The sequence below is a fragment of the Streptomyces sp. NPDC005761 genome (genome assembly GCF_040630635.1).
GTDB lineage: Bacteria > Actinomycetota > Actinomycetes > Streptomycetales > Streptomycetaceae > Streptomyces.
In genome coordinates this window covers 20,066-43,075 of record NZ_JBEXXX010000052.1, presented here as the reverse complement: position 1 = coordinate 43,075, position 23,010 = coordinate 20,066, and the positions used below count along the sequence as shown (strand labels likewise).

Annotated in this window: 18 protein-coding genes and 1 pseudogene; 10 read left to right on the top strand and 9 right to left on the bottom strand. The window is 68.7% G+C overall.

Going from position 1 to position 23,010, the window contains the following annotated elements:
* Window positions 1-485: 485 nt before the first annotated feature.
* Complete coding sequence (locus ABZ434_RS31990; protein ID WP_359144123.1) at window positions 486-1,664, bottom strand: PP2C family protein-serine/threonine phosphatase; 1,179 nt, start codon at window positions 1,662-1,664, stop codon at window positions 486-488.
* 574 nt (window positions 1,665-2,238) lie between these two features.
* On the opposite strand from ABZ434_RS31990, the gene ABZ434_RS31985 reads away from it, so the two are divergent.
* Window positions 2,239-2,448 (top strand): DUF6480 family protein, encoded by a 210-nt coding sequence (locus ABZ434_RS31985; RefSeq protein ID WP_359144120.1) that lies wholly within the window; start codon window positions 2,239-2,241, stop codon window positions 2,446-2,448.
* Window positions 2,449-2,710: 262 nt separating this feature from the next.
* On the opposite strand, the gene ABZ434_RS31980 is transcribed toward ABZ434_RS31985, so the two are convergent.
* The 4 genes from ABZ434_RS31980 to ABZ434_RS31965 form a co-directional block, all read right to left on the bottom strand.
* Window positions 2,711-3,841: a spore photoproduct lyase family protein gene (locus ABZ434_RS31980; protein ID WP_359144162.1), complete on the bottom strand. Its 1,131-nt coding sequence runs from the start codon at window positions 3,839-3,841 to the stop codon at window positions 2,711-2,713.
* 343 nt (window positions 3,842-4,184) lie between these two features.
* The gene (locus tag ABZ434_RS31975; RefSeq protein ID WP_359144117.1) at window positions 4,185-4,526 is read right to left on the bottom strand and encodes a DUF3140 domain-containing protein; all 342 of its coding nucleotides are present in this window, start codon (window positions 4,524-4,526) and stop codon (window positions 4,185-4,187) included.
* Window positions 4,523-4,759 (bottom strand): DUF2945 domain-containing protein, encoded by a 237-nt coding sequence (locus ABZ434_RS31970; protein WP_359144114.1) that lies wholly within the window; start codon window positions 4,757-4,759, stop codon window positions 4,523-4,525. Before ABZ434_RS31970 ends, ABZ434_RS31975 begins: the two co-directional genes overlap by 4 nt.
* Window positions 4,760-5,284: 525 nt before the next feature.
* The gene (locus ABZ434_RS31965; RefSeq protein WP_359144111.1) at window positions 5,285-6,079 is read right to left on the bottom strand and encodes an SDR family oxidoreductase; all 795 of its coding nucleotides are present in this window, start codon (window positions 6,077-6,079) and stop codon (window positions 5,285-5,287) included.
* 339 nt (window positions 6,080-6,418) lie between these two features.
* On the opposite strand from ABZ434_RS31965, the gene ABZ434_RS31960 reads away from it, so the two are divergent.
* From ABZ434_RS31960 to ABZ434_RS31945, 4 genes are all read left to right on the top strand, one after another.
* Complete coding sequence (locus ABZ434_RS31960; RefSeq protein WP_359144108.1) at window positions 6,419-6,691, top strand: hypothetical protein; 273 nt, start codon at window positions 6,419-6,421, stop codon at window positions 6,689-6,691.
* A 100-nt stretch (window positions 6,692-6,791) separates the two neighbouring features.
* Window positions 6,792-7,223: a hypothetical protein gene (locus tag ABZ434_RS31955; protein ID WP_359144105.1), complete on the top strand. Its 432-nt coding sequence runs from the start codon at window positions 6,792-6,794 to the stop codon at window positions 7,221-7,223.
* A gap of 334 nt (window positions 7,224-7,557) precedes the next feature.
* On the top strand, window positions 7,558-8,007 hold the full coding sequence (locus ABZ434_RS31950; protein WP_359144102.1) for a hypothetical protein: 450 nt from the start codon (window positions 7,558-7,560) through the stop codon (window positions 8,005-8,007).
* 199 nt (window positions 8,008-8,206) lie between these two features.
* Entirely contained in the window at window positions 8,207-8,602 is a 396-nt protein-coding gene (locus ABZ434_RS31945) for a hypothetical protein (RefSeq protein WP_359144099.1), read from the top strand.
* A gap of 230 nt (window positions 8,603-8,832) precedes the next feature.
* Here ABZ434_RS31945 and ABZ434_RS31940 read toward each other — a convergent pair whose 3' ends face one another.
* The gene (locus ABZ434_RS31940; protein WP_359144096.1) at window positions 8,833-9,717 is read right to left on the bottom strand and encodes an IS5 family transposase; all 885 of its coding nucleotides are present in this window, start codon (window positions 9,715-9,717) and stop codon (window positions 8,833-8,835) included.
* 293 nt (window positions 9,718-10,010) lie between these two features.
* Here ABZ434_RS31940 and ABZ434_RS31935 point away from each other — a divergent pair, with 293 nt between their 5' ends.
* Window positions 10,011-10,184, top strand: a complete 174-nt coding sequence (locus tag ABZ434_RS31935; protein WP_359144092.1) for a CsbD family protein — start codon at window positions 10,011-10,013, stop codon at window positions 10,182-10,184.
* Between the two features lie 380 nt (window positions 10,185-10,564).
* Here the strand turns inward: ABZ434_RS31935 and ABZ434_RS31930 are convergent, their stop codons facing one another.
* Window positions 10,565-12,475, bottom strand: a complete 1,911-nt coding sequence (locus ABZ434_RS31930; RefSeq protein ID WP_359144089.1) for an NAD-binding lipoprotein — start codon at window positions 12,473-12,475, stop codon at window positions 10,565-10,567.
* Between the two features lie 625 nt (window positions 12,476-13,100).
* On the opposite strand from ABZ434_RS31930, the pseudogene ABZ434_RS31925 reads away from it, so the two are divergent.
* The 4 genes and pseudogenes from ABZ434_RS31925 (at window position 13,101) to ABZ434_RS31910 (ending at window position 18,357) form a co-directional block, all read left to right on the top strand.
* Window positions 13,101-14,833 (top strand): annotated as a pseudogene (locus ABZ434_RS31925) (cellulase family glycosylhydrolase).
* 184 nt (window positions 14,834-15,017) lie between these two features.
* Window positions 15,018-15,614, top strand: coding sequence for a TIGR03086 family metal-binding protein (locus ABZ434_RS31920; RefSeq protein WP_359144086.1), 597 nt, complete (start codon window positions 15,018-15,020; stop codon window positions 15,612-15,614).
* Window positions 15,615-15,881: 267 nt separating this feature from the next.
* A complete protein-coding gene (locus tag ABZ434_RS31915) occupies window positions 15,882-16,754 on the top strand; it encodes an oxygenase MpaB family protein (RefSeq protein WP_359144083.1) in 873 nt (290 codons plus the stop codon).
* Window positions 16,755-17,046: 292 nt separating this feature from the next.
* Window positions 17,047-18,357: a PP2C family protein-serine/threonine phosphatase gene (locus tag ABZ434_RS31910; RefSeq protein ID WP_359144080.1), complete on the top strand. Its 1,311-nt coding sequence runs from the start codon at window positions 17,047-17,049 to the stop codon at window positions 18,355-18,357.
* A gap of 383 nt (window positions 18,358-18,740) precedes the next feature.
* Here ABZ434_RS31910 and ABZ434_RS31905 read toward each other — a convergent pair whose 3' ends face one another.
* Together ABZ434_RS31905 and ABZ434_RS31900 are read right to left on the bottom strand one after the other, a co-directional pair.
* On the bottom strand, window positions 18,741-19,076 hold the full coding sequence (locus ABZ434_RS31905; protein WP_359144077.1) for a MerR family transcriptional regulator: 336 nt from the start codon (window positions 19,074-19,076) through the stop codon (window positions 18,741-18,743).
* Between the two features lie 775 nt (window positions 19,077-19,851).
* The gene (locus ABZ434_RS31900) at window positions 19,852-22,941 is read right to left on the bottom strand and encodes an alpha-mannosidase (protein WP_359144074.1); all 3,090 of its coding nucleotides are present in this window, start codon (window positions 22,939-22,941) and stop codon (window positions 19,852-19,854) included.
* Window positions 22,942-23,010 lie beyond the last annotated feature (69 nt).

The window sequence follows — 23,010 nt, the reverse complement described above, 5'->3', positions numbered from 1 at the left end:
CCGGACTGCTTTTCCGGCCGCAGGGCGGGTGAAACGGTCCGGACTTGAGTCGGCCCCACCAGCGAGGGCTGGTGGGGCCGCGGGGCTCGGACAGGCGGGGGAATGTGCCTGCTGGAGCTCGGGTCACTTTTCGTGTGCCCGGACGGGCCGGGACCATGCACGCGCGGCTGCCCCGGGGCCCGGGGCGGACTCGCAGCACGAGCGATGGCAGGTCCATGCGCCGTCTACGCGCGCGGGAGTGGTGGCCGCGCTCCTGACTCAGCAGTGCGTGGAAGCGAGCCGATCCGGCGGCGGGCGAGCTGCGTCCTCCCTGCGAACGGGACTCCCCGGGGCCCGTCGCTCCCCCGCCCCGCCTCTCTCCCAACTGCGGCCCGAGTGGTGGTGGTTGCGCAGCTGGACAGGCAGGCGTGCGGGCGGGGGCCGCCCACCGGTCCGCGCCCGGGCCCGCTCGGCCAGTAGAAGTTGCCGACAAGCTCTCGGGTGGGTCAGCTGTGCAGGGCCGGTCTTCGCTGGGGATTGCCGTGCCAGTCAAGAATCAGGACGGTCGCGTCGTCCTTGAGGCTGCCGTAGCAGGCGTCCAGCACCGTGCGGGTCAGGCTCCGAACGGCCTCCCGCGGATGCAGGGTTCCGGTGTCGCGGATGACCGAGGCCAGGTCGGCGGTGGCCGCATCGCGTTCCTGCATGCCGTCGGTGAGCAGGACCAATCGGTCTCCGGGGCGCAGCTCGAGTTGCTGCAGGCGATACCCCATGGGGGCGGCCACACCGAAGGGCAGGTTGACGGCGAGTTCGACTTCTTCGACGACACCCTCGCGCAGCCGAAGGGGGCGCGGATGACCGGCGTTGACCAGCTCGCACCGCCCCGTGTCGAGGTCGACGCAGAGCAACTGCCCGGTGGCCAGGCCGCGACCGTGCCTGAGCATGGCCTCGTGGGCGTGGCGTGCCTGCTTGAGGGCGTCACAACCGCTGCGGCGCGCTTGTCGCAGCGCCCCGACCAGCAGGGTGGCAAGCAATGCGGAATCCGTGTCGTGGCCCATCGCGTCGGTGATGGACAGGTGCAGAGTGCTGCGGTCGAGCGTGTAGTCGTAGGTGTCTCCACCGATGTCGTCGGCCGGAATCAGCCCGGCGGCAAGGGTGAACTCGGCCGCCTCGCAGCAGGGGGCCGAGGGGAGCAACTGGTGCTGGATCTCCGCGGCCAGGCTGGTCCTGGTGGTGCGCCGGCCCAGATGGTACAGATCGGTGAATCGGCGGTCCGTGACGATGATGTAGGCCAGCGCGTGGGCGGCTTCACGGAGCTGCCGGAGCGCGGTCTCGCCGCCGGCCTGCAGAGTCACCTCCAGGACGCCGATGCGGTCGCCCCGGTTGGTGACCGGCGTGATGACACGCCTGCCGCCGTCCGCGGCCGTTTCGACATGCTGGCGCTGACTCTGCAGTACGTGATCGTAGACGCTCCCCCGCAACTCGATGGGCTCAACAGGGCCCTCCGGGGCCCCGGCCGCGACCAGCCGTACCAGTCGCTCGCCTATGAGGTCGACGAAGAGAAACGACACGCGCTGCGCCCCGAGGCGCTTCTGCAGGTCATGCGCCACTACGTCGACGGACTCACCGGGCGGGGCGGCCTCAGCAGCGGCCAGCAGTTCGCCCAGTTCCAGATCCATACCCTCCACAGCAACCTCCTATCGGTTGCCGCAACTCCTTCCCCGCATCACCGAATCCTCACCTCGCCGGGGCATTCTGCCTGGTGAGGGCGGTACTTCGGGTGTCTGATCCGATACGTCCGACGCCGCAGCCGGCGACCCGGCGAGCAGCGCCGCGGTCGGCGGCGGCAGGAACGGCCAGCCGACGTCCGTCAACTCTGCCGCGGCAGCCGCGAACCGGCGGGGCGCCCGCCGGAAGCCGGTCTGCTGCCCTCGGCCGGGACGGCTCCGATGCCGTCGACGGGCAGGGCCTCGGTGCCGGCACCGTGACCGCGCCCGATCAAGTAAAAGCATGGGGGTGAAGGCCTTCATCTCGTGCTCGGAAGCCACCCCTGCCGGAAACGGGCGCAGCAGCTCCTCGACGCCCGGGGCCACAGCCCCGTGTCTGGTATCAAGCGACCAGGTGCGACCCTGAGTTACGCATGAGCCACAATGCGTCACGAATGGTGCGGGCGCCGGCGCGGCAAGGTGTCGGGCGGCAGGGTTCTCACCCGGGAGCAGATTCCCGGGTCCGGGGGACGCCGTCCCGTCGCGCGCTGCGGGCGTGACGGGATGGAGAGAAGGTGGAGCTATGGCTATGTCACTGAATCCTCCGGGCGAGACACCACCGGCCGAGGGCTCCACAGGCGAAGTCCATCAGCAACCGGCGGACGGAGGCATCTGGGAACACCCCAGGCTCTGGGCAGGACTGATCCTGCTGGGGTCGATCTTCTTCGCCGCGTACTTCATAGGGCGGATATTCGGCTACGGATGACTCCCGGCACTCGACAAGGGTGGGAAACGCCTCGCTCCGGCCACCGAACGCCACCCCCGCGCTCTCCGGTTCCGGCCGGCGCGCGGCCGAGACGTCGCCTTCGGCGCAGCCCTACCGGCACGTACAGCGACGTTCGTGCGACGGCGGGCTTCTGCGAGCGCGACCGGATCGGTGCGCGCGCGGGAGCAACGGCCGGCGCCGGAGCAGGCGCCTCCAGAGGGCCCGAAGGCCGCCAGTGCGTGGACCGTTTCCGCTCCACCACTCAGAAGGCGTACCTGACGTGCAGCCATGGCGCATGGGTGGACAGCAACTGTCGGAGCCGGGTCAGTGCCTCCTGTTTGATCGCCAGGGAGTAGCGCACGTTGACGGCTCCGTTCTGCGAGCGCTTGGTCTCCTGGGCCTCCGGCTGCCAGAGCACCTCCTCAGCGCGGGGATGCCAGCCCAGGTTGACCTCGTGGAGCGACTGGTTGTGCGTCAGCATGATGATCTCGGCGGCCGCCTGGCGCTTCACTCGGGCGGGGAGGACGTGGTCGAGCTGGGTGAGCAGTTCGGCCCAGTCCAGCTGCCATCCCGGTCGCAGGACCACGGGTGAGAGGTTGAAGTGCACCTCGTAGCCGGCGTCGAGGAAGTCGGCGGCTGCCGCGATCCGCTCGTGGATCGAACTGGTACGGATGTCGAGCAGACGGGCGTCATGGTGGGGCATGAGGGAGAAGCGCACCCTGGTCCGGCCCTGGGGGTCCAGCGCGAGCAGGTCGGGGTTGACGAACTTCGTCGCGAAGGATGCTTTCGCCGTCGGCAGGCCGCGAAAGGCAGCGATGAGATCTGCCGTGTTGTCGCAGACCAGAGCGTCGACGGAACAGTCCCCGTTCTCGCCGATGTCGTAGACCCATGCCTGAGGATCGCATTGGTTGGGTTCTGTCTTGCGGCCTTGCGCCCGCACGTGGCGGCGGACATGGGCCACGATCTCCTCGATGTTGGTGAACAGCGTGATGGGGTTGGCGAAGCCCTTGCGGCGAGGGACGTAGCAGTAGGCGCAGGCCATTGCACATCCGTTCGAAGGACCGGGGGCGATCCAGTCGGCCGACCTGCCGTTGGGGCGCGTACGCAGGGTGTGCTTCACACCGAGGACAAGCGTGTCGGTCTTGATACGGACCCAGCGGGCGATGTTCCCGTCGTTGCCGTGGAGAGCGGGAATACGCCAGTGACTCTCGACCTCGGTCACACGTACGCCTGGTAGCCGGGCCATGATCTGTCGGCCGCGCGGCGAGTCCAGAGCTGCCGGTTCCGCGTAGACCTCTCGCACGTCGAGCATCCGGCGGGCCTCGGGCCCGTCCCGGAACGCCGGCCGTGCGGCCTCGTCCGGTCCGGTGTCCGACCAACCGAAGAGTGGCAGCTGCCGGGGCGCTCCCGGCCCGTCTTCCGCCGGCTGCTGATTCACGCGTCCGTCCAATCCGGGCCCTGCGACGGAGGCGGGTGTTCGAGCCGCATTCCCGCTCGTCCGTTCTGTTTGTCGTGTCGTGTCGAGGCGGCACTCGCCGCGCTTGAGCCTGCTCCCGCGAGCGTCGGGATCACGGAGCATGTCCAGTCCCCACCGTCCAGCACGTGGTGTCCGCCCTCCATCCGGCCGATGAGCGTCGCGGTGGCGGTGCGGTTCCGCGACTATGCCGTCGGCGCAGCGTATGGGGCGCACGCCCGCCGCTACGTGCGACGTACCGGGCAGCGGGGCGGCAGCGTGACTACTTCTCGGGATCGTGGCCCCAGTTCATCAGTGAGTGCCTCCACGGAGTGGCGTGGACGTCTCCGTCGGGACGCTGCGCCACATGCCGCCGCACATAGCCGGTGACCTTGCGCATGTGGGCAAGGTCGGCGTCACTGAGCTGCCCTTCGCGGGTTCGCAGCAGTTCGACGATCCGTCGCCCCGACGCATGACCGGTGGACTCTCCGCCGTTGCCCTTTTGTCCGACCTCGTGTGACTGCTCGGTGCCGAGCCACTTGTCCAGCTCTCCTGCGCTCATGTTCACGGCGTCGTTGAAGCGTTCGAGCGTATCCCGGCGCTCCTCGTCTCCCCCGTCGCTCATGCGCTGTCCCCGCCCTTCCTCCTGCGCAGGGACTCCGGGCGGTGGACGGCCTTCTTGCCCGTCTTGGCGCTGCGCACCTCGTATTGAGGGTCCTCCTTGGAGGCGTCCACCGTCCTGCCGGCCGCCTTGCCACGCCTCTGCACCTTCCGGGTCACGGAGCCTTCCACGTCGTGGCCGTGGCTTCGCCAGGTGACGTCGTCGCCCTTGGACAACCCCTTCTCGTTCTTCGCCATGGCGGGTCTCCCTTTCGGCCGTCGGCGGGTGCGGTCGGCCGATGGCGGCCGTGTCCTTGCCCGACCCGTCCAGAATGGTGGCTGCGTGTCCTTCGCGCACGATGACCGTTCGGAGGCCGATCCGTGGCCGATCCGTACAGGCCGGGCGCATCATGGGTGCCGGACGAGCCGCCGACAACGGACGCGGGGAGACACACACCACTCAGGTGCACGCGCCAAAAGAGTTTTTCACCGTGCCAGTGGGTAAGGGGTCTGTGGTCGCCACAGGCGACAAACCGGTAGAAATGCTAGAACGATGCAGATCAGGAGATCTGATGTCCTCGAAGCGACGTCGCAAGAAGAAGGCCCGCCGCAAGAACGGTGCAAACCACGGCAGCCGTCCGCAGACCTGAGGGACGCCCCACGCATCCGGGGCGGCACTGCACCCCTGTGCCCCGGATGCGTGCCTGGCCGACGGGGCAGCGGCCCTCAGGTCGCCGTCCCGCCCGTGCGGCATGACTCGAGCGAACCCTTCGCCGCCCCCGCTCAGGGCAGGATCGAATCCACGTAGCCGCCATCCACCCGCAGAGCGCCGCCCGTGGTCGCCGATGCGTACGAGGAGGCCAGGTAGACCACCATGTGCGCGATCTCCTCCGGTTCGATGAGTCGCTGCAGCAGGGACTGCGGACGATGGGTGCGCATGAACTCGCGTTGCGCCTCTTCCCACGGAAGGTCCTTGTCGACCAGTTCGTAGACGAACTCCTCGACCCCGCCGGTATGGGTGGGGCCGGCGATGACGGAATTGACCGTCACGCCCGTGCCCGCGGCATCCTTCGCGAAACCGCGGGCCACGGCCAGCAGCGCCGTCTTGGACACGCCGTAGTGGATCATCTCGGCCGGAATCACCACCGCCGAGTCGCTTGCGATGTACTGCACACGGCCCCAGCCGTTCTCCTTCATGCCCGGCAGATAGGCACGGGTCATGCGAACCGAGGCCAGGACGTTGACCTCGAAGTAGCGACGCCACTCGTCGTCGCCGATCTCCAGCGCAGGCTTGGCTCCGAAGATGCCGAGGTTGTTGACGAGGATGTCGGCTTGCGGCACCGCGTCCTGCACCTGCTGGGCCCCGTCGGCTGTGGCGATGTCGCCCGGCGCGGCGAGGTACTCCGCCTCCGGCCACTGTTCGCGCAACCGCTCGATGGCAGCTGCTACGGAGCCGCTGCTGCGGCCGTTGACCGCGACGCGGGCACCCGCGCCGGCGAGTCCGGCGGCGATGCTCGCGCCGATCCCCTGCGTGGAGCCAGTGACAAGAGCTGTTTTTCCGGAGAGATTCACGTGCATGGGAGTCGCCTTCCCTGGATGCACCAGGATCAATCAGCCAAGAAAGAGCATTCAGTGCGATACCGGCAGTGTTCGCCGGATCCGGGGTGATCCGCGCGCAGGCTCGGCCCTCGTCATGGCCATTCCGGGCGTGGCGTCCGTGAAGCAGTTCCCGCCGCACTGAACCGACCGTGGCCCCTCCGTCCGAGGGCGTGTCCGCCGAAGGCAACTGAGGCCAGATCACGCCTCCCCTCGATCCGAGGCAAGTCCCCGTGTCTGAACGGGACTTCAGGGTACCCGTGCATCAGGCCGGTTCGATTCGCGATCCGGCGCCAGGGTGATCAAGAAGGAGTGGCACACATGACGACCCAGTACGGCAATCATCCGACCGGACAGCAGCCCTACGACGCATCCTCGCGCGCGACGACCGGCAATGTACTGAGCATCATCGCGATGGTGCTGGGCGTGATCTCACTCATCTTCCTGCCCATCGTCTTCGGGGTCGTCGGCCTCGTGCTGGCCATCGTCGCCAAGACAGTCCGGCACGAGCGCCTCGCCGTCGCAGCCATCGTGGTCAGCGCCGTGGGCCTGGTCGGCGGGATGATCCTCGGAGCCATTGTCGCCGGCTCCTGACTGGCGCCCGCCGGGTGCCGCGCCGGCCGGGCAGCCTGATGCAAAGCCGCACCGGCCGTTCTGCCTCCTCACCATGAGCGCCCGCTAGCGCCTCCGGGCCATGGAGACGCTGCAGAGCGGCCGGACCGGCCCTGTTACCGTGCCTGCCGAGTCCAAGGAACCACCGGCGGCGACGATGCGCCAACGAGCCACAACCTTGCTGTGGGACGGCGACCGTTCACTCGACAACCACCGGGCGGGCTCGACCTACGAAGAGCTCTACGCGCGCTTCCTGGAGTCGGACGATGTCGTCGTGCCTCCGGCGCCGCGCATCACGGCGTACGTGGAAGCCGTCATCGCGCGATATCCGGACGATGTCCACCGCAGTGCCGTATGGGCATCGCCACCGGTCAATGATGAGGCATCGGGCCCGATCGTGTACCTGCTCATCTCCTTCGGCGAGGCTGAGGACGTGTCGGAGTATGCAGCTTCGCCGGCTCGCGAGCATGGGCTCATCTGCTTCGATCCGCAGCGAGAGTGCCTTTGGCCGTGAGCGGCTGTTTCAGCGGGCGGAGGCAGAAGATGACCGCGACGGAGGAGACCGAAGCGGCCTCCTCGTCGCAGGTGGCCAGTGCGCGCCAGTGCTTAAGGCGACTGATGAGGTTCGACGGCGTTGCGTTGCTTGATGCTTGTACGCCTAGGGACTGTCCGATGGGTCGTGTGAGCTGGTCAGAGCCGTGGTGTAGGCACAGATGAGCTTCTCCGGAAGCGCCGTCGTTGGGCTCACTGGAACTGAGAGCTCGTCGCTGATCCGCTCACCCTTGCCTGCGTCGACCGGTTGAGCAATTTGATTTCGGTGGATCAGGCGGATGCGGTCATACTCCGGCGTGAGTAGAGACGCTGAGGTCATTGTGCTTGCCCGCTGGTCGGACGAGGTGATGGAACCGCTGACCCGGGACGACCCGGAGCGCACGTGGCGAGGTCGCTTTGTCCCGATAGCAGGGCACTGGGGCTACGAGTTCGGGTGGGCACTGGAGTTCGAAAAAGTTCGTGCCCGCAAGGGCCTGCTCAAGCACCTGGAGTCGCTGCCGTGGCCGCATCCGCACACGGTGCAGATTCTGCTTCGCGACCAGGACGACGACTGCTTCGGGCTCTGGATGTTCCACGAGGACCGGCTGGTGGAAGTCGGCATTCCGCGCACCGAGCGCTTCCACCAGCCGGCACCGCCCAATGAGGACTTCGAACCCGACCCGGGCATGCTGCTGCGCACCGACCAAAACACGGCTCTGCCCGAGCAGACTCCAGAAGTACGCCGCGACCCCCGCTCACCCTGGTAGACCGAATTCGACAGCTCCTCGTGTGGCTTTGTGCATGAGAACGGACAGCAGATGTTCACCACTTCGGGAGGCACCGCTGTCTGGCACCGTTCGATTGCGGCAGCACTCGCGCTTCAACCTCCGTGGGCGCCGCGCCGGCCATTGACGCCCTTCCGTGCCATCGAACACGGTTGCGGGAGCAGGGTGCGATCCTGCATGTATGAACCATCTGGGCGACGCGCACCTTCGCATCTGGACGCTGCGATTTATGGCCCTCCTCGCAGCCGACACCCAGGATCAGCATGTTTGGCTGGGCGAGCGTGAGCTGGAGACGAAGGACGTCGTTGAAGAGGTGGAGCTCCTCTGCCGCGTTTCCGAAGGACTCGCGGAGCGCGGAGCCTTCGAGCCCAAGGATCTGCGCGATCTTCGGGCCATCGGCCGTCGCCTCGGCGAGATCGATGCCGCCTGCCGCGTCGGCCTCTGGGCCAACGCCCTGGCCACAGATCCGGCGTGGGACGACATCCGTCCTCTCGCCCGCCGATTTCTCCTCACGACGCTGGGCGACTGGCGTCAGCCACTGCCACGCCCCGTACGCCCGTACACGGGCGACCATTGAGCACATCCAGGCCGCCTGCGCGACTCTGACGCAGCCAGCGCCGCACACACGCAAACGCTCAAGCAGCGTTCGAATCCCTGGTGTGCTCTGATGCCTCCCGAAGTGGTGAACATCTGCTGTCCGTTCTCATGAACAAAGCCACTCGAGGGACGTCAGGGCTGTCGACGAGCGCGTACTCAGCGAACTTCGCCACCACTACCCGGGTGCCAAGGACCTCTGAACGACGCGTCTCACTGCGGACGGAGCCCTAGGCGGATTGCGGCCACGGTGACCGTTCCGTGGAAGACGTACGCCCGTTTGTCGAAGCGTGTGGCGACGGCGCGGAAGTTCTTGAGCCGGTTGATGGCCCGCTCGACCTCGTTGCGGCGGCGGTAGATCGCCTTGTCGAACCCCGTGGGCCGGCCGCCGAGGCTGCCGCGGCGCCGGCGGTTGGCCCGCTGGTCTCTCGGCTCGGGGATCGTGTGCTTGATCTGGCGTCTGCGCAGGTGACGCCGAATACGGCGGGACGAGTACGCCTTGTCGCCTCCGACATGCTCCGGCCGGGTGCGCGGTCGCCCACCAGCCTGCCGGGGAACGCGGATCTCTTCCAGGACGGGAATCATCTGCGGTGCGTCCCCCCACTGACCGGGCGTGATGACGAACCCGAGCGGGCGGCACCCGCCTTCCCCGGCAAGGTGGATCTTGCTTGTGAGCCCGCCTCGCGAGCGTCCCAGGGCCTCATCGGGACGGTGACGCGTCGGGCTCCTGCGCCGACCAGGGATCTTCGGGGCGCGAGTGGGGGCGCCGGCTGCGTGCTGATGAGCGCGGCAGGTCGTGGAATCGACGCTGACCATGCTCCAGTCGATCCGGCCCTCGGCATCGGCATCGGCCTGGACGGCCCGCAGGATCCTCTCCCACGTGCCGTCCGCCGACCACCTTCGATGACGGTCGTGGACCGTCTTCCAACTACCGAAGCAGGGAGGCAGGTCCCACCAGGGGAGACCGGTCCGCTGCCGGAACAGAATCCCGTTGATTACACGACGGTGGCATTGCCAGCGTCCGCCCCGCCCGCGATTCACCGGCAAGTGCGGCTCCAGCCGAGCCCACTCCTCATCCGAAAGATCTCCCCGCCCCATATCCCACGGAACGAGTGCCCAGCAGGTGCGTCACACGACCCATCGGACACGACCTAGCGGTCGAATCCGGCTGAGCGACCTGCCGCTGGGGCATCTGCGCTTGCGCGCGAGGGCGCAGCCGCGGTTCGCCACAGGCTCGCTCACCGAGCCGTGCAGCCGCGCTTCGCCGACGGTCGCCCAGACCGGTGCATCGACATCTTCGTTCGACAGAAGTGGGCTGTGATGTTTGGACAGGCTCATGCGGGTCAGGCGGTGGTTGTTCCTGAAGTCGACCACAGCAAGGTGTGAGTGACATGGCTGCCAATGAAAAGACCCAGGCCAAGACCGAGCAGGCCAAGGGCAAGGTCAAGGAAGCCGCCGGGCGCGCCGTGGGCAACGAGCGCCTCACCGCCGAAGGCCGAACTGACCAGGCCAAGGGCGACGCCCGCGAGGCCAAGGAGAAGGCGAAGGACGCTCTCGGTCACTGAGACCACGCGTGAGCCCGCGCGCTCCCTCCCCTGGGCTGCGACAACGGCAAAGAAGGGCCCGGCACCGAGTGCCGGGCCCTTTGTGCGTCCTCCGGTGGCCGAACGGACGGCGACGCGAGCATGGGATGGGCGGGGAGCCGGTCGCGCCTGAGAAACGGCTCCTGTTCCGCCCACGGGCCCATGTTGCGCATTGACCGGGTCAGATCCACCGGTCGCACTCGCTCGCCATGGACGCATCGATCGCGATGGCCAGGGAAGCGCAACCGACAACTGGAGCGCCCACGGACCGTCGGGCTCGTGGTGGATCCGTCGTCGGCTGCCGGGTTCGCCGCGTCCCATCTCCGCCGGGCCGGATCACCGCGCCCCCGCTCGGCGGACGGTCAACGTCCGGCCAAGACGATCACATCGTCGTCCGCGCCCCAGCGCCGGATCTCGGTCTTGGCAGGGTTGATCCGCACACCGTCGTCGGTCCCCGATCGGTCCGGGCGGCGGCTGCGGTATCCGATGGCGCATTCCCCACGGCGGGAGGCCGACTCGACGACGGTGGCGAAGGACGTCCGCTGTCCCGTCCTGACGTAGTCGCCGGCCGGCTTGAGATGGATCGCGTTGCCGTGCGGGGCGAGGAGTTCTTCGAACAGGGCCGCAAGATGCCAGTTCTGGGAGATCTGCACCATCAGAAGACCGATCAGTTTTCCACTCACGATGAAGTCGGCTCCGACGCCGGCGGGCGCGAGCGCCCTGTTGCGGTCGTCGGTCATCTCGGTGACCACACGGACCGCTGCCCCGGTCGTGCGCTCGAGTTCGCGCAGGAGCAGCAGCGTGACCAGCGTGCGGTCGTCGGGCTCATCGGTTCCGGTCCCGCGGTCGGGGCCGAGCACGATGACGCCGTCGTAGTCCGCGAGGTCCATGGCGTTCACCGTTTCGGGGAGGGTGGGGTCGCCCTGGGCGAAAGTGAGGGTCAGCGTGGGGGCGGCCTTCGCGGCGGCCGCTCGTACCTCCTCGGCCAGACGCTCGCCGCCCTCGGCCACGACGTGGAGGACGGAACCGGCCGCAACATGGCCCGTGAGATGGCGGACGATATGCCGGGCCCGGCGGTTCCATCCCAGAAGGAGCACACGTTCTCGGTGGCGTTTCGACGGTGCCCGGTTCACGATCACCGACTCGTCGAAGGCTGCGGGTTCAGCCGTGGGAACCGTGCTGTCGTCGTCCTGCGCGATCACGATCAGCCGGTCGCGTGCGTGGACCACGCGGTCGGCCGGCGGGTTCAGGTGAAGGGTCCCGTCCGCACCTACGAGCCCGACCACGCTGGACTTCGGGCAGGCTCTCAGGACCTCGGAGAAGGCACGGTTCTCCTGGGCCGGTGCGTCGACCACGTAGAACTCGTCTCCGGCGAAGTCGAGCAGTTCCTGGTAGACGAGCGACAGCCCGGGCTGCCGGGCGCACTGCGCCACCAGCCGGGCGGTGACGTCGTCGGCCTCGAGCACCACCGCGTCAGGGCCGGCCGCCAGTGCGGCTGCGAGGCGGTAGCGGGCGTCCCGGACCGCAGCCACGACCCGAACCCGCTTGCCCTCGTCCGCCGTGGCCCGTAAGGCCAACAGATTCTTGACGACCTCCGCGTCCTCGTCCGGCTGGTCACGGGGCATGACCAGGACGACGTGCGCCATGGCCGGGCTGACCCGGGCAAGCGCCACGGGGTCGCTGGGGCGTCCGTTGCGGCAGACGATTCTCGTTCGGCCCGTGTCCCCCACCTCGCTACGCAATTCCTCCTCCATCTCCGTCACGTCCCGGTCGGCGAGAACCGCGACGGCGGTTCGACGCTGATTCGCGTTGGCCGCGGCGAGTTCGGCCATCACCGTGAACGTCTGGGCCGACCAGCCGAGCACGACGGTGTGGCCCTGTTCCAGGACCGTGGAGTGGCCACGCCGGAGGGCGATGAGCTCGTCGGTGATCGCCGTGGTCATGAGACCGACGACGGTGGAGACATAGAAGAGCGCGACCAACGCCAGCAGGACCGACAGGGCCACGCGCAGCGGAGAGCCGACCTCTCCGCCCAGCCTCAGGGTCTGGCCCACACTCCGCCACACTGCTGCGGTCTTCGCCCAATAAGTATCCGGCGCATGATCATCCGTCCACACCAGAAGTGCGCTCGCCGGCACCACGACAGCCAGGCAGGCGACAGCCAGCCATCCGACGAGAACGGCCACACCTTTCGCCAGCGTGTTGTCGAACCAGTACCGGGCCCGCTCGCGCAGCGAAGCCCGCCCTGGCGTTTCCTCCGCCGGAAGGGACATCGGAGCCGGCGCGTTCTGCGGCCGTCTCTGCTTCCCCACGCGGGTGCTGCGCACGCTCCGGTGCCGACCCTGATCCTTGATCATCCTGTGCACAGCAGCAGCGTGCGGAATCACCCCCTCCGCCACACGGGTATCCGGCAGCGTTTCACCCTATTGGGATCAAGAGCGAGAGCGCGCTACGAAAGGACGCAGCAGGGCCGGCCCGCTCAGCCCGCCCGCCCGCCCGCCTCCCCAACGAGCGGAGACCGGAGCAGAGACGAACCCCGTGCCGCGACAGGCCACCGCCTCCGCTTCGGCGCCCCCGCCTGCCGGTCCCGGCCACGTCGGTCACGGGCGCCACCTCTGCGGTCGACGAGCCGAACTCCCCTTCGACCCGGGCCCGTACAGACCGCCCGACTTCAAGTGATGAACAACGCTCAAGGCATTGACATGCCCATGCCTCTATCGCTTGTATGGCGCCGGGCCGCAAGCCGTCATCCCACCCGAAGCAGGGAACTCCCCCGGAGCGGGGCCGGCGAACGCCCCACCTCCGACACCCATGCCACCCACGGCAGGATACGCAATCGAATGGGAGCGCTCCCATTCAAGATTGCCGAACTCCGCCTCGAAGAGAGGAACCAGCACCGTGCTTCCCCCTCTCCGCCTACTCCGACGAGCGGTCAGAACGGCCACCGTCACCGCGGCCGCCCTGCTCCTCCCCCTTGTGGGTGCTCACGTGGCAGCCGCTGCCGATGTCGCGCCGGGTTCCGGCTACTGGCACACCAGCGGCCGTCAACTCCTGGACGCCGCCGACCGGCCGGTCCGCATCGCCGGAATCAACTGGTTCGGCTTCGAGACGTCCAACTACGTGCCCCACGGCCTGTGGTCCCGCGACTACAAGAGCATGATCGATCAGATGCAGTCGCTGGGCTACAACACGATCAGGCTGCCGTACAGCGACGACATCTTCGCCGGTACGGCACCCACGAGCATCAACTACTCCGCGGGCATGAACAGCGACTTGCAGGGCCTCGACTCGCTCGGGGTGATGGACCGGATCGTGGAGCACGCGGGCAGCATCGGCATGAAGGTCATCCTGGACCGGCACCGCCCCGATTCCGTCGGCCAGTCCGCGCTCTGGTACACCGCGTCGGTCCCGGAGTCCACCTGGCTGGCCAATCTCAAGGCGCTGGCCGGCCGCTACACGGGCAACGACGCCGTGATCGGCATCGACCTGCACAACGAACCGCACGACCCCGCCTGCTGGGGCTGCGGCGACACCACGAAGGACTGGCGGCTGGCAGCACAGCGCGGCGGCAACGCCGTACTGTCCGTCAACCCCGCTCTGCTGGTCTTCGTGGAGGGCGTCCAGACCTTCAACGGGGTGTCCGGCTGGTGGGGCGGAAACCTCATGGGCGTCGGCCAGTATCCGGTCGAGCTCAGCGTCGCGCACCGGGTCGTCTACTCGGCACACGACTACGCGACGAGTGTCGCCCAGCAGCCCTGGTTCAGCGACGCGGCCTTCCCCGGCAACATGCCCGGTGTCTGGGACAAGTACTGGGGCTACATCTTCAAGCAGAACATCGCACCGGTGTGGGTGGGCGAGTTCGGCACCACGCTCCAGTCCGCCACCGACCAGAAGTGGCTGAAGGCGTTGGCCGACTACCTGCGGCCTACGGGCCAGTACGGCGGCGACAGCTTCTCGTGGACCTTCTGGTCCTGGAATCCCAACACCTGACGTCCATCAAGGCACCGGGTTTCGGCGGCGGAGGTGACGGAGGTGGCGGCGACGACACACAGGCCCCCTCGGTTCCGGGCAGCCTGACCGTCACCGGAACCACCAGCGGTTCGGTCTCGCTCTCGTGGGCCGCGGCTTCCGACGACGCCGGGGTCGCGGGCTACGACGTCTACCGCGGTTCCGTCAAGGTCGGCACGGCCACCGCAACCAGTTACACGGACTCGGGTCTCACAGCCGGGACGGCGTACGTGTATTCCGTCCGGGCACGTGACGCGGCGGGCAACACGTCCGCGGCTTCCCCTTCCCTGACGGCCACCACCACCAGCGCCTCCGGCGGCAACGGCGGATGCACAGCCGCCTACACCGTCAGCGGAGACTGGGGCAACGGCTTCGGCGTGGACGTGACCGTGACCAACACGGGCACCACGAGCGCCGCCGCATGGAAGGTGAGCTGGACCTGGGCGGGAAGCCAGAAGGTCACCAACATGTGGAACGCGGCGTACACCCAGACCGGGTCCACGGTCAGCGTCACCAACACCCCCTACAACGGCAGCCTCGCGCCAGGTGGGCACACGAGCTTCGGCTTCCAGGGAACGCCGGGCTCGGGCGGCGCTCCGACGGTCAGCTGCACCCTCTCCTGACACGGCAGGCCACCTCCGCCCCGGCCGACGACGGTCCGGCGGGGCGGGGGCGCCGGTTCTGCGGGGCACACCCCCCGTCCGGAGCCCGTTCGGCCTCGGCAGCCCGGGCCGCTGTGAGCCTGGCCCGACCTCGGCGTCCGAATTCGGCTGGCACACGGCCTCCGGCACCCCACACGCTGGGGTCATGTCATACCGTTTCGCAGACGTCATCGACCGCCATCTACGCGCCGGCTCCGAATTCACCCGCAGGTTGCTCGCGGTCGGCCCCGAACAGTGGACGGCACCCACGCCCTGCGCAGAATGGGACGTCCGCCGCCTCGTCAACCACGTGACCCGGGGAAACCTCAACTACATCGTGCTGCTCGACGGCGGATCCGCCGCCGACTTCCTTCGGCTCCGCGACGAGGACGCCCTGGGCGGGGATCCGATCGGCGCCTACAACCGCTCGGTGCAGGAGTGCGCCGCGGCGTTCCGGAGACCGGGCGCTCTCCAGCAGATACTGGACTACCCTCTCGGCCCGGTGACGGGAGGACAGGCCCTCGCTGTCCGGACCACGGACACGGTCATTCACACCTGGGATCTGGCCCGGGCCCTCGGCGTCCCGGAGAAACTCGATCCGGGGCTGACCGCCTGGGTCGACGACAACCTCGTCCACATCTACGCCGGCCTGGCGGAGTCGCCCATAGCCGTCGACACCACCCACCGCTTCTTCGCCGCCCCGGGGGCGCCCCCGGCCGAGGAAACCCGACAGAGCCGGCTGCTGCGGCTGATGGGCCGCTGAGGTCGATGGGGTGCTGACACGGACGGGCAGCAGACGCCTGCGGTCCACGCGGGAACATCGCCTGGCCGAAGTCCTATGGAGCACTCCCCCGATACGCGCCGGCCCCGCGCTCTCATGTCCACGCCCCACGACGACCGTCGGCGGGCGAGGGCTTCCCGTGGCGGAGACACCCCCGTCCGGCATTTCCGCCCCCCTCCGAGCGCAGCCGCTGCTCCACAGCGGCACCGGAGCCCCGGCCAGCGGTGGCTGTGAGCGCATACTGGCCGTATGGACTCGTCCACGCGTGCCGCCTTCGGTCTACGGGAGCGGCTGGGCCGCGCGATCTTCTCCCAGGTCGCCGGTCCCGCAGGGCCGAAGAACCGCGCCCGTATCCACGGAGAGCCCGGCCCGCGCTGGTTCGGCCCGGACCGGCCGATTCGTACGGTCCACGGCGATGCCTCGATGTTCATCGGCGGCCTGCGGGCGCTCCTGCTCCAGTCCTTGCACCCGTTGGCCATGGCTGCCGTGGAGGCTCATTCCGGTTACCGCGGCGACCCCTGGGGGCGGCTCCAGCGCACCAGTACCTTCCTCGCCGTCACCACATACGGAACGGCGGACGACGCACAGCAGGCGGTCGACCTCGTGCGTGCCGTACACAGCCGGGTGCGCGGAAGGACTTCGCGCGGCGAGTCCTACTGTGCCGCTGATCCGCACCTCCTCGGCTGGGTGCATGTGGCCGAGGTCGAGAGCTTTCTGCTCGCCCACCAGCGGTTCGGCGTCGAGCCGCTCGACGCGGCCGGTTACGACGGATACATCGCCGACACGGCGCGGGTGGCCGAAGCACTCGGTGTCACCGATCCTCCGCGGAATCGCAAGGAACTCGTGGCACGCCTCGGGGCATACCGCGGCGAGCTCCGCCCGACGCGGGAAGCGCGCGAGGCCGCGCGCTTCATTCTGCTGCACCCTCCTCTGCCGTGGGTCACCCGTGCCCCCTATGCCGTCCTCGCCGCGAACTCCGTCGCCGCCCTCCCCCGGTGGGCCCGTACGTCCCTGGAACTGCCCCAGCTGTCCGGCATGGCCGAAGCGTGCGTGACTCCGACCGGGCGGGCACTGACCGCCGCGATTCGCTGGGCCATGGTGCCACCGCACCCGCAGGGGTAATCACCCATACGCTCCGGGTTTCGGCGGCGAGGACGGTGTGCGTCCTCCCTGCCGAAAATGCGGCAGCGATGACAGAGCCGTACACGTGGCGGGATGGAAAGGGGTGCAGCCTTCGCATTTCCGGTCGTCCATGCGGGACTGTCTCGGCCCCGGTCATGTGCGCGGGGAACGACGGATCACGTCTATTCACATCCCTTCCCAGGCATCTGGAGCTGGTTCTCAGCTCGGCGCTCGACCCCCGGCTATGGTTGATCGTGACGTAACTCTTCGGGCCGTAAGGAAGGTGTCGTGGATGAGCGGCACGGAATTGGCGCGTGCCCGAGTGCTGGGAGAGCTGATTGCCGCGAGCCATCTGATGACCCTGGAGCAGCTGCCCGGTACGGTCGCGTCGCACGCGGACCGGGCGGGCTGGCCACACGTACTCATCTACCTGGCAGACCTGCGGCAGGAACGGTTGTGCCTGCTCGTCGGCAACCTCGACACCGGCCCGGGTGGGATCGACGCGCCGGCCGAGCTGGCCGTTGAGGGAACGGTGGCCGGGCGGACCTTCCAGCTGGGAAAGATCTCGCCGGCCTCTGCTTCCACGACGGGGCAGTGGTGGGTACCCCTGCTGGACGGAACCGAGCGTCTGGGCGTGCTTCGGGTCGGCACGCCGGGCGCGCAGGTCGAGCCGGACGACGATCTGAACAGACTCGCCGGCCTCGTCGCCCTGCTCCTGGAGAGCAAGCGTGGAACAAGCGACGTGTACTCCAGGCTGGTGCGCCGTCGGAAGATGAAAGTAGCAGCGGAAATGGAATGGCGGCTGATGCCGCCACGGACTTTTGCGACCGACCGGCTTTTGATCAGTGCGGTCATGGAACCGGCTTACGAGGTCAGCGGAGACGCATTCGAGTACGCCCTGGCAGGGGAGACCATGCATCTGTCCGTCTTCGACGCCATGGGGCATGACACTGCCGCCGGACTGACTGCGAATCTCGCGCTGGCCGCTGCGCGCGTCCAGCGTTGTCAAGGTGCCGACCTTCTGCAGACCGCCGAGGGTGTGGGGGCGGCACTGACCGAGCAGTTCGCGGGCAGCCGCTACGCCACAAGCATCATGGCCGACTTCAACCTGGTCACGGGTGTGCTCACCTGGACGAACTACGGTCATCATCCCCCGGTGGTCATCCGCGGTAACCGCACCGTCGTCCATCTGTCCTGCCCGCCCGCGCCCCCGCTGGGAACCGGGCTGGGCGTGCACGGCGCCCTGCGCAGCGACCAGCTCGAACCCGGGGACCGCCTGTTGTTCTACACCGACGGCATCACCGAAGCACGCAACGAAGAGGGGCAGGAGTTCGGCCTTGACGGCCTGACCGACTTCCTCATCCGCCACCACTCCGACGGCCTCCCGGTGCCGGAAACCCTGCGGCGGCTGATCGGGCACCACTTGGACTACCACCGCGGCCGTCTCAACGACGACGCCACCGTGATGATCCTGGAGTGGCACGGCCCGACTCCCTACGAGCCGGCTCAGCTGAAGGCGCTGACGGGCCTGCCCCCGACCATCGCCGCAGACACGATCGTCTCTGCTTGGAGCCAACAGCCTGCCGGTGAGCACAACACCTGACGGCAGTGCTTTGCTTCGGTTGCCCCCGGCATCCCTGTCGCGGGGCACCCGGCCCGCATGGCTCACCTCGCCGTTGGTGGCACCGGAACGGGGTGGTTCAGCGGGGGTCGCTGTGCGACCGGCGGGGGTGGTCGGCAGTGTTCATGACGATGTCGGGGCTGACTGCGTGTCGATTTGGCCGGTTGCCTGACCGAATCCCGGCACCGTCGATGGGACCGCGGTAGCAGCTGAGGGCGCATGTGACTGGTCAAGGGCTCCGGTGGTCACAGCACCGGAGCCCCTCCCCTGCCCGTGCGTCAGCCGGTCGGGCCATCGGCGCACCTCTTCCCATGCGGTCCGCAGACGCAAGGGGCGTACGTGCCGACTTGCCGGCGGGTCACCGATCAGGCGTTCGCCGTGCCGGTCGTCCGGACGCGCTCGCGGTATTCGGCGTTGATGCGCTGGGCCTCTTCGAGCTGGTCCTCGAGGATGACGATGCGGCAGGCGGCCTCGATGGGGGTGCCCTGGTCGACGAGTTCCCGGGCGCGCGCGGCGATACGCAGTTGGTAACGGGAGTAGCGGCGGTGGCCGCCCGCGGAGCGGAGCGGGGTGATCAGGCGGGCCTCACCGATGGCGCGGAGGAAGCCCTGCGTGGTCCCGAGCATTTCTGCGGCCCGGCCCATGGTGTACGCCGGATAGTCGTCGTCATCGAGACGGCCGAACGAGTCATCTGCTGTCATTTGCACCTCTCTGTGGAACGCGTGGAGGGGCCCTGGTGCCATATGGCACCAGGGCCCCGAAGGAACTGCTACACCATCTGCCGGCAGGTGATGCTGTGCCGGCCTTCTGTTTCCGCATGCCCGACCGTGATGCTGTCGGGGCGCGGGGATCGCGGTTGCTTGACCGGAGACCACCTCACTATCGATGTCCTGCGGTACCCGGGCTCTGTCATTCCGCCCGGGCGATCCTGATGGCGCCTGGCTCCTCCGTTTCTTCCCTCTGGGACCGATCACTTACTTGACGCTGTACTGCTTCCGTGGCCTGAAACAGCGCCACTCTTCGCCAGCCAGCCCCGTCGCCCGTCCTGCATCTGCTCCGGCTTGGAACCCCGCTGACGAACCTCCCGGTGCGCGCGTCCGCAGCCGACGCCTTCACCGAGGTTGCTGCTCACTGACTTCACTGCTGGGTACTGCGCACCGCACTTGCGGGTACTGCTGCACGGCGGCCCCTGATCTGCGGGCCACCCGGTCCGGTCGCCAGCCCCGTCGCCGTCCTGCAACAACCCTGGCTTCGGAACTCCACCACCGAACCGTCCTGCGAACTGCAGCCACCTGTACCGCACGTGCTGCCTGGCAGTTCATCTCTGCCCGGCCTTGCTGTCTCTCTGGCTACGAGAGAAACAATAACCACGACGCCATCCAATGTCTACTCTGGCCGTCATAGATTTTCACGTGTTCGATCAAGAGGTAATCGGCCTCGAACAATCCGGCCCGTGCGTCCGCGGAGCTCGGCCGGTCAGAGGCGCAGCAGCACCGCGCGGGTTCCCAGCGTCGGCACGTCGATGGTCGTCGTACCCCCGGCATCCGGCTCCAGGACATCACCGGCTGCGCCGAGGTAGTCGGCCGCCACGGTCTCCGTGACGGGAAAGCCCGGGGTGATCGGGCAGGCGACGGGCTCCTGCGCAAAGGACTGGAGCCTGGCCAGCACCTGGCCCGGGGCGGGAACGGTGAGCCCCACGACCCTCACTCGCGGATCACCGACCCTCAGCAGTTCGTAGGAGGCGTGCGGCTCCTCGCTCCGCTCGCCGAGCGCGCGCACCGCCAGCAACGGGCGACTGCCGACGGCGGCCGTGCGCATACCCAGTTCAGGGCCGGTGGTGTGCCGGGCGTGTCCCACGGCCACGCTGTAGCGGAAGGTGTGGTCGAAGGCCTGTTCGGACGGGAAGTTGGTGTCCCAGATGTTGTTGTGCACCCAGGAGAAGAGGGTGCCCGGCTCGTCCTGGGCCAGCGACTGCGGATAGGGCGCGTACGGAATCGCGATCCCGCCCACCTGGACCAGCGGGGCGTCCTGGGTGGCCACGGCGGCGGCCACCGTCTCCTCCTCGAAGCTCACCCAGCGCCGCACCGCACGCATGTGCTGCGCCGATCCCGGCACCGTCGGAAGGCCGGTGCCCGTCATGCCGCCGGTGGCCTCCATGCGGACGACCGGCTGTGACATGGCGAAGGGGAAGGCGAAGAACGCGCTCTCCTTGGTCAGGGTCGCCCGCTTCACGATCCGGTTCTCCAGATCGATCCGGGCCTGACCGTGCGGGAGGTGTACCCGCACCCGCAGCAGCTCCGTGCCCGCCGGAGCGCACTCGTAGACCAGCGTCTCGCCGGTGGCGTCCCGGAAGCGGTCCACCAGCGCGGCCGGAGGGGCTGCGGTCCGGGTGGCGAGGAGGTGCATCGACCCGTTCGCCGTGGTCTTGCTGGACTGGTGGTTGAAGCCGCCGGCCGTGGCGTACTCGTCGTACATGTAACCGTTGAGCCCGAGCGTCGCGTCCTGACGCACGAGTTCCCGGCCGGTCCGCTTGTCGGTGACGGAGCTGATCCACGCCGCACGCAGATCCACCTGCACCCGCAGGAACTCGTTCTCCAGCACCGTGGGCTCCGCGACATCGGGCGTCGCGGGCGGCGAACCCCCCTCACCTGCGACGATGTCCACGCGTACCGCCCCGTGGGCGGGCACGTCCGCCGTCCGGAACAGCAGGAAACGGCCGGCGGCCCGGTGCAGCTCGTTGGTCTGGGCCTCCTCGGTGTGCTCCAGCGGTGAGCCGTCGCGCGCGTCGAGCACCAGGACGGCATCCTCCAGCGCGACCGTGCTCTCCGGGAGGAACAGCCGGACCGTCTCCGAACGCGGCCAGCTGCACGTGTTGGTGACGTAGTAGCCGGCCAGGGTGCCCTCGCGCGGTGAGAGCCGGCCGCCGAGCGCCGCGCCGGCGCCGTCGAGGAGCGTCTTCGCGTCGTCGTGGGCGCGCAGGGCCTGCGCGTACTTCCAGTGCCACTGCCGTTCGCCGGACGCATGGCCGTGGTCGCCGTGCGTCCAGGGGTCACCGCCGCCCCACGTGTGCTCGTTGAACAGGGAAGCCGCCCGGTAGACCTCGGGAGCCGATGCGGTGATTCCGGAGGCCGCCGCCCCGAGGATCTCCGCGTGCCCGGCCACCGTCTGGGCGTCGGCCAGTGCCGCCTGACCGTCACGGGTGGCCGCCAAGGGGACGGCACCGGCGCCGACGCCGTCCACCCACCAGTCACTCCAGTCGCCCTCGAAGGTCTCCAGCCTGTCGCCGAGGCGGGCCTCCGCGTCGGCGAAGAAGTCCTCGTTGCGTGAGGTGCGCAGGGCGGGGAAGGCCCACTCCTCGTTCCACCGGCGCACGGTGTCCGCGATGACCCGCCGCGGCGGACCGTTGTCCGCGAACTTGCCCAGCACCCGCAGGTGCAGGATGTCCCACGGGTACGGATCGCCCTTGAACTCCTCGTCCAGGACCGGGAACCCGGGAATTCCGCGCCCCTCGTGCGGGTACTGATGACTGGCCAGCGCCGACAGGTAGTGCGGGAGGAGGTCGTCCACCCGGTCGAACGACTCGTCGAACCCGAGGATCGAGCCTTCCATGTACGCGAGCCCGTGCGGGGTGTCCGTACGCCACACCAGCACGCTGCGGCCGCTCGGCGCCTGCCACCTGAACAGCCTGGGCAGCGCGCCGCCGCCGGTGTGGTGCGGCACCGCCCGCCCGGCCCAGTTGTGGGCCACCGAGAGATAGCGGATGCCGCTGTCCGCGAGTACGTCGGGCAGCCCGACGACCTGTCCGGGGACGTCCGTCTGCATCGCCGTGGTGATGTCGATCCCGTGCCGTTCGCGCAACTCCCGAACCGGTCGCAGGAGTTCGTGCAGTTCGTCGGTGGAGCACGTCTCGGTGTGCAGGTTGAACGGCATCGCGGTCAGCTCGATGCGCCCCTCGCGCACCCGCTCCAGGAACCGGGCGACCTGCTCCGGCGGACGGTTCGCCGACCAGTTCTCGAAGCTGAAGAAGCCCTCGACCGCCCATCGGAACTTGGACGCGTCGGGCCGGTCGTCCGTCGCCCGGCACAGTTCGAGAAGGGAGTCGAGGTACTTGCGGCCCTCGGCGAGCACTGTTCCCTGCGGGTCCGTGTAGCCGATGTCGAGATGGGCGTGCTGCACCAGGTGCAGCGTCCAGTGCCGCTGCGGGGTCAGCTGCACCTCGATGTTCTCCCCCGAAGCCAGCTCGGGCAGCTCCACCAGGACCTGAAGGGGCGAGTCCACCTCCGGGACCAGGAGCCGGGTCTCGCCCGCCGGCCCGGGTATCAGCTCGCAGCGCACGGACGTACCGTTCAAGGTGGTGACGTGGGCCCTCGTGAGGGGACGGCCGGCCCGTACCCGTACGGACTGCAGGAGTCCGCCGTCGCCGTCATGACGCAGCAGTGGCTCGCAGGACAGCCGGACGGCGTGTCCGCCGAGGACGCCGGTGGCGCTCACCCCGCGGTCGCGCAGGATGTCACGGGCGATGTCGGAGTCCCACCAGGAGGGGCGGGACAGGTCGGGGCGGGGCATGGAGAGGGTTCTCCGCTCTGGCGTGGTGCCGGTTCGGTACGTTCGGAGGGCGGTGGCGGGACGTGAAGT